The sequence below is a fragment of the Paenibacillus tundrae genome, assembly GCF_030812775.1.
GTDB lineage: Bacteria > Bacillota > Bacilli > Paenibacillales > Paenibacillaceae > Paenibacillus > Paenibacillus tundrae_A.
The window spans coordinates 1-14,891 of sequence record NZ_JAUSTI010000026.1 but is presented as its reverse complement, the minus strand read 5'-3'; the positions used below and the strand labels follow the sequence as shown (position 1 = coordinate 14,891).

The window sequence follows — 14,891 nt, the reverse complement described above, 5'->3', positions numbered from 1 at the left end:
AACTATAGATGAATCGTATTCTCGCTGGATTATGCCCCTTTTACTTGGGCATGCAAACGTTCAATCACTGTGTCCCGACCAAGCAACACAATGGTTTGATTCAGATCGCGACCATGTGTCTGCCCTGTTAACGCTACACGAATTGGCATAAAGAGCTGTTTGCCTTTAAATCCAGTTTCTTTCTGTACTTCTTTGATGAGTGCTGCCATTTTGCTTGGCGTGAACTCATCACTTGCTTGAACTTTGTCAGCAAAAGCTTTCAGTACAGTCGGCACCTGTTCTTCAGCGAGCACCGCTGCAGCTTCAGCTTCCAGTTCGAGATCTGAACGGAAGAATACCTCAGACAATTCAACGATATCCGAGGCTGCTGTCATCTGCTCTTGATAGAGATGAACGAGTGTATAAGCCCATTCTTTCTGCTCAGCAGAAAGCTCAGAAGCAATTCGTCCTGCCTTTTGCAGATGAGGAATCGCCATTTCAGCAATCCGATCTGGATCTGCATTTTTGATATAGTGATTGTTCAAGTGTGCCAGTTTATTGGTATCAAATACCGCTGGGCTCTTAGATAAGCGCTTCGTATCAAAAATTTGGATAAGCTGCTCTTGTGAGAAGATCTCCTCTTCTCCTTCTGGCGACCAGCCAAGTAAGGAAATGAAGTTGAACATCGCTTCTGGCAAATAGCCGAGCTGATCATATTGTTCAATAAACTGAATAACGGATTCATCCCGTTTACTCAGCTTTTTATGATTTTCATTTACAATCAACGTCATGTGACCAAATTGCGGTGGCTCCCAGCCTAGCGCTTCATAGATCATCAACTGACGCGGCGTATTGGAGATATGATCTTCCCCACGCAGTACGTGGGAAATTTTCATCATGTGATCATCCACTGCTACCGCATAGTTGTACGTAGGAATGCCATCTTTTTTGACGATAACGAAGTCTCCAGACTCCTTGCTGTTAAACGAAATGGTTCCTTTAACCATATCATCAAACGTGTAGATCCGTTCCTCTGGTACACGGAAACGAATGCTCGCCACGCGGCCTTCTGCTTCAAATGCACTGCGTTGCTCTGGTGTCAGATCCCGGTGTTTGCCCGAATAACGCGGCGTCTCCCCACGAGCGGTCTGCTCTTCACGCTCTTGCTCCAATTCTGCTTCTGTGCAATAGCAATGGTAAGCAAGACCTTTATCCAGCAGCTCTTGCGTATATTGGCGATAGATATCCAGCCGTTCCGTCTGACGGTATGGCCCGTATTCTCCACCCACATCAATGCTCTCATCCCATTCGATGCCGAGCCATTTCAGATACTTCAGTTGACTTTCTTCCCCACCAGCAATGTTACGCTTCACATCCGTATCCTCAATACGAATAATGAATTTGCCGTTATTATGTTTAGCATACAAGTAATTAAACAGCGCCGTACGGGCGTTCCCGATATGTAGGTGTCCCGTTGGACTCGGCGCGTAGCGCACGCGTACTTCCGTGCTCATAACTATCCCCTCCGTCTCTTCGTTGGTTGATGATATCACACGCGAACAAGGCAAACAACCGATTGAGCTGCAATCCCCTCTCCCCGACCAGGGAATCCGAGTTGCTCTGTCGTTGTCGCTTTGACATTCACTTGATCCACTTCCGCTTCCAGTACCTTAGCAATAACCTCGGACATCTGTGGAATGTAAGGTGCCATCTTCGGCTTCTGTGCAATGATGGTTGAATCAATGTTACCGAGGCGGTATCCCCGATCCTTTACAAGCTGCCACACATGTTCCAAGAGTTTCACACTGTCTGCATCCTTAAATTCCGGATCGGTATCCGGGAAATGTTTGCCGATATCACCAAGTGCCAGCGCACCTAGAATCGCATCACTAATGGCATGTAGCAGCACGTCAGCGTCCGAATGGCCTAACAGCCCTTTTTCATGAGGAATAGTCACTCCGCCAATAATGCAAGGTCTTCCCTCTACCAACTGATGCACATCGAACCCTTGTCCTACACGAATCATTGCTATTTCTCTCCCCTCAGCAAAAACGCGGCATACTGTAAATCTTCCGGCGTCGTTAACTTAATGTTCGTATAACTGCCTTCCACAACCTTGACTGTTATGCCCTGGCGTTCTGCCAGCATCGCATCATCTGTTCCTAGAAAACCATCCTTCTCTGCCGACTCATATGCATGCAACAACGCAGAAAGACGAAAAGCCTGCGGGGTTTGAATGCTCCACAGACTGCTGCGGTCTGGCGTCGCCGTAACGACACCTTCCGCATTCACTTGTTTGATCGTATCCTTAACAGGAACCGCCAGAACAGCACCCCCGCCAGACATCACAGTTGTCATGCAAGCGCTGATCTGCTCACGGTTAATAAAAGGACGTACCCCGTCATGAACGAGGACCCAATCCGTTCCAAGGGCCTTGAGGCCTTCATGAACCGAATGCTGTCTCTCTTTCCCGCCGGGGATGACACGAACTCGTGATTCCAGATGGTATTCTTTTACCCAATTCAGGCAGCGTTCAACATCTCCAGCTCCGGTCACCAGCACGATCTCGCGCATCTCGTCCAGAGCCGCAAACACTTCAAGCGTATGTATGAAAACGGGCTTGTCCTGCAACAGCAGGAACTGCTTACTCTCGGTTGTACCCATCCGGGTTCCCCGACCTGCCGCCACAACGACAACGCCCCACCCTTTATCCATGCCGCAATCCCTGCCTTGTCTGTCAGTTTATCGTTCGCTATATCAAACACCACAAGGGATATCCAATATGTGCTACGATACACTACCCATCATACCGTTTTTATTGGGCTTTTTCCAACAGTTTCGGCTTCGCAAAAATCATTCTTCCCGCAGATGTCTGCAGTACACTAGTCACCAGCACTTCCATCATCATGCCGATATACTCGCGTCCACCTTCTACAACGATCATCGTACCGTCATCCAAGTATGCCACGCCCTGTCCATGTTCCTTACCGTCCTTAATGATCTGCACCATAATCTCTTCACCTGGCAACACAACTGGCTTAACCGCATTCGCCAAATCGTTGATGTTCAACACAGATACACCCTGAAGTTCACACACCTTGTTCAGGTTAAAATCATTCGTAACGACCTTGCCCTGAAGTACTTTAGCAAGCTTGACCAGCTTACTGTCCACCTCAGATATCTCTTCAAAGTCACCTTCATAAATAAGCACTTTAACGTCGAGCTCTTTCTGAATTTTGTTCAGAATATCTAGTCCTCGCCGCCCTCTGTTTCGTTTCAACAGATCGGATGAATCGGCGATATGTTGTAATTCTTCCAACACAAATTCAGGGATGACAATCGTGCCTTCGATAAATCCGGTTTTGCAGATATCTGCAATCCGTCCATCAATAATTACGCTCGTATCCAAAATCTTGTGTTCCTCTAACCGTCGTCCTTCATCGGCCTCAGGATGCCCCCATCGTCCTGACATCCAGAAGGCTGCTAGATCGTCTTTTTTGGCTAGTGCAAGCATATAGCCCGAATATGCACTAACAACCGTCAGCGCTACTTGGAGCACCTCTCCGGCTGTCCCTAACCATGTTAAACAAGGATAGAGCAACAACGCCACCAGTAAACCTGTAACCGTACCTACTGCACCTGCTGCTAATTCATTCATAGGCACTTTTGCCAAAGCATTGATTCCATTATGCAGTCGATCGGCGATCAGTGTGCCCCCTAGATTGCATGCAGCCATAAATAATACGGCTCCCAGCGCAGTGGATACCCCAGCTCCCAAGAGCCCTGCGGATTGAATCCATTCTGCCATCCAAGGGATGGATTTCCCTGCCAGATGATATGCTGTATAGCCGAACCATGCTCCGCACAATCCTGTAAAAGTTAAAATGCCTTTTTTCCACATACGTCCCTGCACCTCCTTCATGATATTTCCATCTTCATATCCAGTATGATCCATTTCCTGAAATGCTAATCCCATAAACAAGAACTTTTTGGAAATGATGCAATCCTTAGTTGAAAGAAGATAAAAAATTGGCATATAATGAATTCAATTCATATCCCGAGGTGAGTAGCAAAATGAGTACGCTAAGTTTACAGGCTTTTCAGGATCAAGTTTCTGAGCTGTTATTGCGTCACCGCAGTTTGATTGATGTGCTGTCCAAAACGGGACAAGCCGGGGCTTCGGTCAACCGTGCCGTGTCCAAGGCCATTACCGAATGCGGCTGCATTGAGCTGCACGCTACGAAGCAACAGTACGCCCCTGAGAGCGGTATTGCTCAGACTAAGGGTTTACTGGAGACGCATGTCGAAGGTGAGTTGTGTGAGAATTGTAAAGAGGTGATCAGTTCCGAATTAGGACGCAACCTATTTTATATGTCTGCTCTCTGCAATCTCTTGGACATCAACATGGAAGAGGTCGTGAATCACGAGTCACAGAAATGTTCGACGTTAGGGATGTTCAATTTGTCATAAACGATGCATCATCACTGCACGAGTTTGGTTGTTACCGTATAGATTGGTTTAACGAGAAAAAGCACGTGGCTCCGAAGTCGGAGCACACGTGCTTTTTGCATTATCGAAACTGCTCTATAGCATAAAAATATAAGTGATTGCTTTCATACCCTTTTACCGATCCGAACGGGAAGACTTCTCTTCTCTACGTTTCTTAGCTCGGCTACGAGAGGCTGCTGTCCGTAAATTGTGCTTCATTCCGTATAAAGCATACAGCACAAGTGGAATAAAGATTAACTTCGATAAATTCTCTGGGAACATAACCGCTATAGCTACTGCAAAGGCAACCACCCATGGAGCGATCCAGATCGCTTTACGAGGTAAACCGACCTTTTTAAAGTTGGGGTATTTGAGTGAACTCACCATAAGATAAGACAACAACAATGTGGCGATGATCATACTGATTGGGCCGATATCTTTGTTAAACAAAGATAGTGTCGCCAGCACCCCACCTGCTGCTGGAATCGGCAGACCCGTGAAGTATCCCGGAATCCCCGGGCGTACATTAAATCTAGCCAAGCGAATCGCACCACAGATTGGGAAGCTCGCCGTTGCAATCCAAGCTAATACTGGTGAAGCATCTTGAAATGAAACCATAAACACAATCAGCGCTGGAGCGGCACCAAACGATACCATATCCGACAGTGAGTCCAGCTCCTTGCCAAATTCACTCTGGGCATTCAATGCTCGTGCCACTCGTCCGTCCAGACCATCCAGTAGCATCGCAACAATAACCATAATCGCTGCTAAACTGTAGTTCCCCTCAATTGCAAGTAATATTGCCATCATTCCAAGAAACAGATTACCTAAGGTAAAGAGATTCGGAATGAATCTGGTTAACATCGTTGTTTCACCTCATCATCTTCAAGCCATTATAGGCACAGCTCTTACATCTGTCTGTCGATAAACATTTGCTCCTGTAGTCGCTTCAGACCTTCCTTGATTGTGCGAGCACGCACTTCACCGATCCCATCCACTTCATCCAACTCTTCAATGGTTGCCATAATAACTTGAGGCAACTGTTCAAATTGATCCACCAGGTTATGAATGATGACATTGGGTAGACGGGGTATCTTATTTAATACCCGGAATCCACGTGGCGCAACCGAGTCCTCAGACGTCGCTGCTGATGAAGGGTATCCGAGCAAACGTACAATATGATGTGCATCAAGCAGTTCATCATCCGACAATCTCTTCAAACCCACAATAATTTCGCGAATCTTGTCATCACTATCGTCGCGTGCGTAGTCTTTGTAGAGCAACCATGCCTCTTCTTCCGTTGTACCCACCAACTCTTCCATTTGCATGGAGATCAGTCTTCCTTCGTTGCCTAATTCATGAATATATCGTTTAATTTCCGTTTTGATCCGCATCACCATTTCCGTCCGCTGAATAACATTCACGACTTCGGGAATGGTTACCTGTTCTTCAAATTCTGAAGCGCTGAGGTTGGTTAGAGACTGCGTCAAAACAGCTTTATATTTCTCCAACGTTTGAATAGCCTGATTGGCCTTGGTCAAGATTACACCGATCTCTTTCAGTGAATATCTGAGTGTTCCCTGATACAGGGTAATAATATTCCGACGTTGGGAGATGGACACCACCAATTTGCCTGTTTGCTTCGCTACGCGCTCTGCTGTACGGTGACGAATCCCTGTTTCCGAAGAAGATATGGACGAATCTGGAATCAGTTGAGTATTCGCATATAAAATTCGTTTCAGATCCTCACTGAGAATGATGGCACCATCCATTTTTGCAAGTTCATACAGGTAGTTCGGAGAGAAATCACAATTAATTGAAAATCCCCCATCAACCACTTCCATCACTTCAGGGCTGTATCCTACAACAAGCAGTGCCCCCGTTTTGGCGCGCAGCACGTTCTCCAGACCTTCGCGGAAAGGTGTACCTGGTGCGATCAACCTTAACAACTCATTCATATTATCCAGTTGGCTCGAATCTTTCATCTTGTTATGCCCCCTAATCTAAAGCGACCGCTAGTGCATCTGCCACGGTATTTACACCGATCAGTTGTATCCCGCGAGGATGTTTCCAGCCCTTTAAGCTTTTTTCTGGTAAAATGACTCGTTTGAAGCCAAGCTTCTCGGCTTCCTTCACACGTTGTTCGGCTCGTGATACAGCTCGAACTTCACCCGTCAAACCAATTTCGCCAAATATGACATCGTCTGGTTTGGTTGGTACATCTCTTAGACTAGAAGCGATGCTGATTGCAACTGCCAAATCCACAGCAGGTTCATCTAGGCGTACGCCCCCCGCTACATTAAGATAGGCATCCTGGGTTTGTAGAAACATCCCCATCCGTTTCTCCAATACAGCGATGATCAAGTTTAACCGGTGGTGATCTATGCCTGTCGCCATACGACGCGGAGAAGGGAAATGAGTGGCAGAGATCAATGCCTGTAGCTCCACGAGTAAGGGACGTGTTCCTTCCATACTCGCTACCACCGTAGATCCAGCTACGCCGAGTGGACGTTCCGACAGAAAGAGCTCTGATGGATTACCGACTTCACGAAGTCCATCTTCACCCATTTCAAAAATACCGATCTCATTCGTGGAACCAAAACGATTCTTCACTGCCCGCAATAGACGATACGTATGGTGACGCTCCCCTTCGAAATAGAGCACACAATCCACCATATGTTCTAGCATACGTGGCCCAGCAATAGCACCTTCCTTGGTAACATGCCCTACGAGAACCGTTGCAATGCCTCGGCCTTTGGCGATTCGCATGAACCTTGATGTACATTCCCTTACCTGGGCTACACTTCCCGGCGCACTGGTAACTTCGGGCAAATATACTGTCTGAATCGAGTCGATGACAAGAAAATGCGGCTGGATCTGCTCCACCGCTTCCTCAACACGTTCCATATTGGTTTCACACAGTACATACAGTTCAGGAGAGAGTGCGCCAAGCCGATCTGCTCTTAATTTGGTTTGTTTTACCGATTCCTCGCCCGATACATATAACACTCGTAAACCTGAATGTGTCAACGCATGAGACGTCTGCAACATCAATGTTGATTTTCCGATACCTGGATCTCCGCCCACCAGAACGAGAGAACCTGGAACGATCCCGCCACCCAATACACGGTTCAGTTCTCCGATTCCAGTCTGCACTCGCGGCTCCTGACCGCTATCTATATCTATGATAGGAAGCGGTTTATCTTTACTGTCAAATAGGGGAGAATTCCTCCCTTGTGTTTTGACCACCGTTTCAGTTTCTTCTATCATTGAATTCCATGACTGACAACCTGGACACTTACCATACCATTTGGGGGCTTCATAGCCGCATTCCGTACATTGAAACTTGGTTTTTACTTTGGCCACTTCAGCACTCCTACCATTTATTTTATAACAGCATTTTGCATTATTCGACGAATTTTGCCCCAATTTCCTAACGTGCAGGGTTAATAAAAGTTTACCATTGTTTGAGATTTTTCGTAAAGGATTATCGTAAACTTTACACATGTTCCTGAAACTTCTACTCCTGTTATTGCCACTTCATCAGTGCTAAGAAGCCAGAAGGGTCAGATTGCAAAAAGACCTCTCTGGCATAGGCCAGAAAGGTCTTTAGTCATTCCCACGAATCTCTTAACGAATGATCCCGATTGGGTTACTTCGTTTCGATCTCTTCCGTGGACGGAACAATATCTTTTTTAGTTACAGACAAGGCGCCATTATCCTCATCAATGAGCAAGGAATCACCTTTGATCACATTGCCTGTGAGCAACTCTTCTGACAATTTGTCTTCGATGTGCTTCTGGATTGCCCGACGTAGTGGACGTGCACCATAAGCTGGATCAAAGCCCGCTTTGGCAAGGAATGCCTTCGCATTGTCCGTAAGCTCGAAGTCCACTTCGTATTCACGCAGTCGTTTCCGAAGTTCTTCACTCATGAGTGTAACAATTTCAGCGATGTGTTTTTCTTCGAGAGAATGGAAGACGATAATTTCATCAATCCGGTTAAGGAATTCTGGACGGAAGCTTTTCTTCAGCTCATCCATTACTTTACCCTTCATGTTATCATAATCTGCTCCTGCATCTACCACAGCAGTGAATCCGAGTGTAGAGTTACGTTTAATCGCTTCTGCACCCACATTGGATGTCAGAATGATCAATGTGTTGCGGAAGTCAACTACACGGCCTTTGGAATCTGTCAGACGACCATCTTCAAGCACTTGCAACAGAATGTTGAACACTTCTGGGTGTGCTTTCTCGACTTCATCCAAGAGCACAACGGAGTAAGGTTTGCGACGAACTTTCTCTGTCAACTGACCGCCTTCTTCGTAACCGACATATCCTGGAGGCGCTCCGACCAATCTTGACGTGGAGTGTTTCTCACCATACTCAGACATATCGATACGAATGACTGCATTCTCATCACCAAACATCGCTTCAGCCAGCGCACGAGCCAGCTCGGTTTTACCAACCCCAGTAGGTCCGAGGAAGATAAATGAACCCATTGGACGTTTCGGATCTTTCAGACCAGCACGAGCACGACGTACAGCACGGCTGACAGATTTCACAGCTTCATCTTGACCGATAACACGTTCATGGAGAATTTGCTCCAGATTCATCAAGCGCTGCGTTTCTTCTTCTTTCAGCTTGTTCACCGGAATTCCAGTCCAGTTGGCTACCACTTGTGCGATATCCTCAGGTGTTACCTCAGAATCTGTGCGACCTTGTTTTTCTTTCCATTGGTTCTTCGTTACATCTAGCTCTTCACGGATTTTTTGTTCTGTATCACGCAGAGCTGCCGCCTTCTCAAATTCTTGGCTTTGCACCGCTGCATCTTTTTCCTTGCGGATATCTTCCAGACGGCTTTCCAATTGTTTCAAGTTTGGTGGTACTGTATATGAGTTCAATCTTACTTTAGAACCCGCTTCATCAATCAAGTCGATCGCTTTGTCCGGCAGGAAACGGTCAGTAATATATCGATCAGACAATTTAACCGCCTGTACAATTGCTTCATCTGTAATTTTCACACGGTGGTGGGCTTCATAACGGTCACGCAAGCCGTGCAAAATTTGAATAGCTTCTTCTGGGGATGGTTGATCCACCGTAATAGGTTGGAAACGACGCTCAAGAGCTGCATCTTTTTCAATATATTTACGATATTCATCCAGCGTTGTTGCACCAATGCACTGCAATTCTCCACGAGCCAGAGCTGGCTTCAGAATGTTAGAAGCATCGATTGCACCTTCTGCTCCACCTGCACCGATTAAAGTATGCAACTCATCGATAAACAGGACGATGTTACCTGCTTGGCGAATCTCATCCATAATTTTTTTCAAACGATCTTCGAATTCACCACGGTATTTCGTACCTGCTACAACTGAACCCATATCCAGTGTCATAACACGTTTATCACGCAATGTTTCTGGAATCTCGTTTGCAATGATTTTTTGGGCAAGCCCTTCAGCAATCGCCGTCTTACCTACCCCTGGTTCACCAATCAATACCGGATTGTTCTTCGTACGACGACTCAGCACTTGAATTACGCGCTCAATCTCTTTGCTACGTCCGATTACAGGGTCAAGGTTGTTTTCCCTCGCATAAGCCGTGAGGTCACGAGCCAGGCTGTCGAGTGTTGGCGTGCTAACATTAGCAGGTGTTCCGTTATGACTTGATACTGCTTCGCTACTACCCAGCAATTGAAGTACTTGCTGACGAGCTTTGTTCAAGCTAATACCTAAGTTATTAAGTACACGTGCTGCTACACCTTCACCTTCACGGATCAATCCAAGCAAGATGTGTTCTGTTCCTACATATGTGTGTCCCAATTTGCGGGCTTCATCCATAGATAGCTCAATTACTTTCTTCGCACGAGGCGTATATGCAATGTTAGTAGGTTGCTCCTGACCACGGCCAATCAGCGTTTCTACTTCATCCTGAATTTTTTCCAATCCGAGTCCCAGGCCGATCAGCGCTTTGGCTGCAATACCTTCGCCTTCACGAATGAGGCCGAGCAAAATGTGCTCAGTACCGATGTTATTATGACCGAGACGGACAGCTTCTTCCTGCGCTAATGCGAGTACCTTTTGGGCACGTTCCGTAAATCTTCCAAACATCATATCTCCTGCACCTCCATGGTTTTGGATAAAACGGGTTAGAGCAACTGAACCAAGCTCTCCACCGTATTCTTTATAACACGTTGTCTGCAGCCATGCTGCGAATAAAATCATTAAGCATTTCACATCAATTTTGTAGATTCGTCACAATGACCTGATGTAAATCTGCCTTATTATATAAAAGCTGCAATTGCAGCGTGAAACCTCATTTATAATTCTGGAAAAGCTACCTCACTTTGCGGGGTTGATCGTATCCCGAATGAGCTGAGCACGGTAGATATCTCGTTCATCTGTACGCATATCTTCCCCGAACGTTTTCTGCAAAAAGCCTGGTTGAGTCATGACGTTCAGTTCGTTCATCACCTGTATAGTGAGTCCTTCCAACAGACCTAGGTCTACACCAAGACGAACATCCGAGAGACGCTGTGCAGCTTCCTTTGAGTCCACAATGGCAGCGTGAGACAGTATGCCATAAGAACGCATCACCCTGTCCGTAATACGCAATCTTGAGTCTGTAATCAGTCGCTCTCTAGCCGTACGTTCATGTCCAATCATCTGTAAAACAACACTATGCAGATTTTCGATAACTTCTTGCTCGGTCTGTCCTAGCGTGATCTGGTTAGAGATCTGGAACAGGTTACCCATCGCTTCGCTACCTTCGCCGTAAATCCCTCGGACAGTAAGCCCTACCTGGGAAACCGCCGTTAGAATACGTCCAATCTGTTGTGTCATGACCAGAGCCGGCAAATGCATCATTACGGATGCCCTTACACCTGTACCGACATTGGTAGGACAACTGGTCAGGTATCCTCTACGATCATCAAAAGCATAATCCACATGCGCTTCAAATGCATCATCTATCGCAGAAGCTTTCTCCCAGGCTTCTTTCACCTGGAACCCCGGATAGAGGCATTGGATCCGAAGATGATCCTCCTCATTAATCATGATACTGACGGATTCATCCTCACTAAGGATGACAGCGCCGTTCTTGGATTCATTTGCAAGACTGGGACTAATCAGATGTTTCTCCACCAACACACGTTTATCAAGTTCATCAATATCAATTAGATCCAGCGTGTGAAAATTTCCAAAAGCATGAACATCGTCGTATTGAAGTACTTCGCTCAGCTTATTCAGCACTTCCTCCGATTGCTCATTGGATGCAAGCATCGGAAACGGATAATGCTGTAGGTTGCGTGCGATTCGGACACGGCTGCTAATGACGATCTCTGAATCAGCCGCATCACTGCGCATCCAATCGCTGAGCGCCTTCTCTGTAAAAGGCAGATTAGGCATTACGCATCCCTCCTACTCATGACAAACTTTACTCTTGAGCTATTTCTTTTTCAAGTTCTCTGATCTGGTCACGAATCTGAGCAGCTTCTTCGAATTCTTCTTGCGTGATACTCTCTTGAAGAGTACGCTTCAAATCTGCAATTTGACGTTTGACCTTGATACGACCACCAGCCCTTGCAGGTACTTTACCTACGTGGGATGTGCTGCCATGTACCCTTTTGAACAACGGGTCTAAACGGCTATCAAAATATTTATAACATGAGCTACAGCCGAATCGGCCGATTTTGCTAAATTGGGAATACGTCATGCCACATTCTTCACATCGAAGGGATTGAGCAGGTGGTGTTCCTGTAGATCCACCCTTACCAGATGGGTCGAAATCAAGCAGACCGGACAACAAGTTATGAATGGAAAATCCACCTGCTGTTCCGGGAATCATTTCCCCTTTTTCACGAGCACATGACTCGCAGATATGAAATTCCGTCTTCTCTCCGTTCACGATCTTCGTGAAATGAAGTGTAGCCGGACGATTATTGCATTCTTGGCAAAGCATTGATGTACCTCCTTTGATCCCGATAGTTTTCATTTACCGAGCAAAGATATTAACATCGCCTTCAACATTCTGGCACGAATTTGATCCCGGTAAGGAAGTTTGACCAAAATAATTTCTCTCGATACAGCCGCCCGCATCAACCCCGCCTCTCGTTTGCTCAAGAAACGTGCTTCCTCAAGTTGGTAGATTAAACCTTCAGCAGCAGTCTGCCCGATCTCATCTCCAATACTATGATGCAAATGGTTATGCAGTGCTGAGTGAGCAGGTAGTTCAATCCGTTGAATACGTACATAACCACCGCCACCGCGTTTGCTTTCTACCAGATAACCCTTCTCTAGGGTAAACCGGGTGCTGATGACGTAATTAATCTGAGAAGGCACGCATGAGAATTGGTCTGCCAGATCATTACGCTGAATTTCAACCATTCCTTCGGGACTTTCATGCAGAATACTCTTCAGATATTGTTCGATAATATCAGAGATATTACGCATCCACTCATCCTCCACTGTCTGAAACGTTAAGTCAATAAGGACCCACACGCCCCTACAGAGTGCACCTTCTCATCCCATTTAACCATTCCGTGAAACACCGAATCTGGATACCAAAAGTGTTACCGGGAGAGTATAGGCCGCTCGAAGGTCCTTTAATACTGCTGTTCCGCAAACAAAGAAAAGTGTAGTCGCACTCTACTCAGCGGATGGCATAAGAAAGTCAAACGAAATGATGATCTCAGTTGACTTTGACTTTCTTTGACTTTATATACATTATAGCATATTTTGTGAGTTTGCCAAGTGGGGTCACTATTCATTTTTTACGATTTTACACGAAATATTCTTTGGACACAAAAAAACCTCTCCAAAAGAGCTGGAGAAGTCCATTTGTCTTACCGTTACGCCTTCATGCTATATCGGGTGATTGGTGATTATAGGACCATCAGTGCTGCAATTAAACCAATGCTTATAATTTCTTGATCAATTTAATTCTTTAGAAGAAATCAAGTAAATACGTTTCACGAACAGGAATTGCATTCTCCAAAGCAGTAATTGCCTCAGCAGGCCCATTAATTCTGCCTATCTCTGCCATCTCAGCAGGTCTTCGGTATCCCATCAGCACAGCAGTAAGAGATTGAATATCCATTTGTACGGTCTGATCCTCAGAAGCAGGTTCGGAAGCCTTCCAGATCGAAGCCGTTCCATTCATGGCAACATTTAATTGCCACACACCTTCGTTCCAAGGTGCATGAGCATCCTTAACCTGAAGCGCAATCTGAACTGGAGAATCCTGACTGGCAAACGGATATTGAGAAATAAATTGCTCCACACTCACAATGCGAGCCATAAAATAAGGAATAATCTCTTGCTGAATTCGTGGATTATCCAATTGATAAGCAAGGGTGTCACTTGCTGGCGCTTGTAATGTAACTTCTTCAATCATGGAGTCATGATTGGCTATGAAAGTCCACAGGGCTTGTCTCGCTTCTTCATTCAGATGAATGATCTCATCGATCGCGAACTTACGCTCCTTGACCTCGTATAATATATATCCCTGGGCTTGCCCCGCTTCATCATAATATACGGCCTTCTGACTGGTTCCCTCCGTAAGCACCGAATCTTTCCACCACGCATCGTCACGAACCAGCATTCCGTTATAGCGCTCCGCATAAGCATTATATACGCTTTTTAAAACATCCAGATCTGGATTGCCTCTGCGCAGCACTCCGGGTGTTTGTTTTTTGGCAGGCAAATGCGAGATAGGCACTTTATATTTTTTGTACTCAATGTATGTTTCCCATCCATATTTCCGATAAAAAGCAAACGCGAACGGATGCAGGAACGAAATGCTCTGTTTGTTGCGATTCATTTCTTCCAATATGTGTTTGAGAAGACCGGCTACCCAGCCCTTTCGTCTATACTCTGGCCAAGTGGCTACACCTGCAATACCACCCATGTCGAATGACCGACCATGAATATACGTTTGAAAAGGAATAAGGTGGAGCTTAGCACCTAGGCTGCCATCATCATAAACTCCCCATACATTGTGTTTTTCAAACTGTTTTTGGCGCTTCTCCCTTTGCTCCTCTTTCATTACAAATTGAAATGCATATTCAGAAAGAGCCATGCATTCTTCAAAAGCGTCTGCTGTTAATTTACGAAATTCCATCTCATTCTGCACCCCGTTCTCTAGAAAATGATGAAATCATCCCAGTGTGGTCTGATCTGTGATGTATGTCTTCTCTATGAGTGTGTCAGAGGAACCCTGCAAAGTCAAATAAGAGGTGCCACAGCACCCCTTAAATAAGTATATCCACGGAAAATAAGAAGATCTTCCGAAAAAAATAAAAACCACCACCGAATAACATCGGCAGTGGTTCTTCGCTTGGCGGCGTCCTACTCTCCCAGGACCCTGCGGTCCAAGTACCATCGGCGCTAGAGGGCTTAACGGTCGTGTTCGGGATGGGTACGTGTG

General features: G+C 46.0%; 13 protein-coding genes and 1 rRNA gene. 1 reads left to right on the top strand and 13 read right to left on the bottom strand.

Annotated elements, in window-relative coordinates:
• Positions 1–29: 29 nt before the first annotated feature.
• From gltX to J2T19_RS26450, 4 genes are all read right to left on the bottom strand, one after another.
• A complete protein-coding gene (gene gltX / locus J2T19_RS26465; RefSeq protein ID WP_307221328.1) occupies positions 30–1,493 on the bottom strand; it encodes a glutamate--tRNA ligase in 1,464 nt (487 codons plus the stop codon).
• A gap of 35 nt (positions 1,494–1,528) precedes the next feature.
• Positions 1,529–2,005 (bottom strand): 2-C-methyl-D-erythritol 2,4-cyclodiphosphate synthase, encoded by a 477-nt coding sequence (ispF, locus tag J2T19_RS26460; RefSeq protein ID WP_307221326.1) that lies wholly within the window; start codon positions 2,003–2,005, stop codon positions 1,529–1,531.
• Positions 2,006–2,007: 2 nt separating this feature from the next.
• The gene (gene ispD, locus J2T19_RS26455; RefSeq protein WP_307221324.1) at positions 2,008–2,694 is read right to left on the bottom strand and encodes a 2-C-methyl-D-erythritol 4-phosphate cytidylyltransferase; all 687 of its coding nucleotides are present in this window, start codon (positions 2,692–2,694) and stop codon (positions 2,008–2,010) included.
• 100 nt (positions 2,695–2,794) lie between these two features.
• Positions 2,795–3,880 carry a PIN/TRAM domain-containing protein gene (locus tag J2T19_RS26450; RefSeq protein WP_056697627.1) on the bottom strand — a complete coding sequence of 362 codons (1,086 nt, stop codon included), beginning with the start codon at positions 3,878–3,880 and terminating at the stop codon, positions 2,795–2,797.
• Positions 3,881–4,053: 173 nt separating this feature from the next.
• Between J2T19_RS26450 and J2T19_RS26445 the strand changes: the two genes are divergently transcribed.
• Positions 4,054–4,449, top strand: a complete 396-nt coding sequence (locus J2T19_RS26445; RefSeq protein WP_056697625.1) for a nucleoside triphosphate pyrophosphohydrolase family protein — start codon at positions 4,054–4,056, stop codon at positions 4,447–4,449.
• A 153-nt stretch (positions 4,450–4,602) separates the two neighbouring features.
• Here the strand turns inward: J2T19_RS26445 and pssA are convergent, their stop codons facing one another.
• From pssA to rrf, 9 genes are all read right to left on the bottom strand, one after another.
• Positions 4,603–5,331 (bottom strand): CDP-diacylglycerol--serine O-phosphatidyltransferase, encoded by a 729-nt coding sequence (gene pssA, locus J2T19_RS26440; RefSeq protein ID WP_239294138.1) that lies wholly within the window; start codon positions 5,329–5,331, stop codon positions 4,603–4,605.
• A gap of 44 nt (positions 5,332–5,375) precedes the next feature.
• Positions 5,376–6,452, bottom strand: a complete 1,077-nt coding sequence (gene disA, locus J2T19_RS26435; protein ID WP_056697620.1) for a DNA integrity scanning diadenylate cyclase DisA — start codon at positions 6,450–6,452, stop codon at positions 5,376–5,378.
• Positions 6,453–6,465: 13 nt separating this feature from the next.
• The gene (gene radA, locus J2T19_RS26430; RefSeq protein ID WP_056697618.1) at positions 6,466–7,833 is read right to left on the bottom strand and encodes a DNA repair protein RadA; all 1,368 of its coding nucleotides are present in this window, start codon (positions 7,831–7,833) and stop codon (positions 6,466–6,468) included.
• A 286-nt stretch (positions 7,834–8,119) separates the two neighbouring features.
• The gene (locus J2T19_RS26425) at positions 8,120–10,579 is read right to left on the bottom strand and encodes an ATP-dependent Clp protease ATP-binding subunit (RefSeq protein WP_307221378.1); all 2,460 of its coding nucleotides are present in this window, start codon (positions 10,577–10,579) and stop codon (positions 8,120–8,122) included.
• A 228-nt stretch (positions 10,580–10,807) separates the two neighbouring features.
• On the bottom strand, positions 10,808–11,872 hold the full coding sequence (gene mcsB / locus J2T19_RS26420; RefSeq protein WP_307221318.1) for a protein-arginine kinase McsB: 1,065 nt from the start codon (positions 11,870–11,872) through the stop codon (positions 10,808–10,810).
• Between the two features lie 28 nt (positions 11,873–11,900).
• Positions 11,901–12,425 carry a protein-arginine kinase activator protein McsA gene (gene mcsA / locus J2T19_RS26415; protein ID WP_307221315.1) on the bottom strand — a complete coding sequence of 175 codons (525 nt, stop codon included), beginning with the start codon at positions 12,423–12,425 and terminating at the stop codon, positions 11,901–11,903.
• Positions 12,426–12,454: 29 nt separating this feature from the next.
• Positions 12,455–12,916 carry a CtsR family transcriptional regulator gene (locus J2T19_RS26410; protein ID WP_024633618.1) on the bottom strand — a complete coding sequence of 154 codons (462 nt, stop codon included), beginning with the start codon at positions 12,914–12,916 and terminating at the stop codon, positions 12,455–12,457.
• 493 nt (positions 12,917–13,409) lie between these two features.
• Positions 13,410–14,597, bottom strand: coding sequence for a GNAT family N-acetyltransferase (locus J2T19_RS26405; protein WP_307221311.1), 1,188 nt, complete (start codon positions 14,595–14,597; stop codon positions 13,410–13,412).
• Between the two features lie 202 nt (positions 14,598–14,799).
• Positions 14,800–14,891, bottom strand: a 5S ribosomal RNA gene (gene rrf / locus J2T19_RS26400); the annotation flags it as partial.

Coding starts and splice junctions, on each gene's coding strand:
- gltX (WP_307221328.1), bottom strand. CDS start 1,493: ATGAGCACGGAAGTACGCGTGCGCTACGCGCCGAGTCCAACGGGACAC.
- ispF (WP_307221326.1), bottom strand. CDS start 2,005: ATGATTCGTGTAGGACAAGGGTTCGATGTGCATCAGTTGGTAGAGGGA.
- ispD (WP_307221324.1), bottom strand. CDS start 2,694: ATGGATAAAGGGTGGGGCGTTGTCGTTGTGGCGGCAGGTCGGGGAACC.
- J2T19_RS26450 (WP_056697627.1), bottom strand. CDS start 3,880: ATGTGGAAAAAAGGCATTTTAACTTTTACAGGATTGTGCGGAGCATGG.
- J2T19_RS26445 (WP_056697625.1), top strand. CDS start 4,054: ATGAGTACGCTAAGTTTACAGGCTTTTCAGGATCAAGTTTCTGAGCTG.
- pssA (WP_239294138.1), bottom strand. CDS start 5,331: ATGTTAACCAGATTCATTCCGAATCTCTTTACCTTAGGTAATCTGTTT.
- disA (WP_056697620.1), bottom strand. CDS start 6,452: ATGAAAGATTCGAGCCAACTGGATAATATGAATGAGTTGTTAAGGTTG.
- J2T19_RS26425 (WP_307221378.1), bottom strand. CDS start 10,579: ATGATGTTTGGAAGATTTACGGAACGTGCCCAAAAGGTACTCGCATTA.
- mcsB (WP_307221318.1), bottom strand. CDS start 11,872: ATGCCTAATCTGCCTTTTACAGAGAAGGCGCTCAGCGATTGGATGCGC.
- mcsA (WP_307221315.1), bottom strand. CDS start 12,425: ATGCTTTGCCAAGAATGCAATAATCGTCCGGCTACACTTCATTTCACG.
- J2T19_RS26410 (WP_024633618.1), bottom strand. CDS start 12,916: ATGCGTAATATCTCTGATATTATCGAACAATATCTGAAGAGTATTCTG.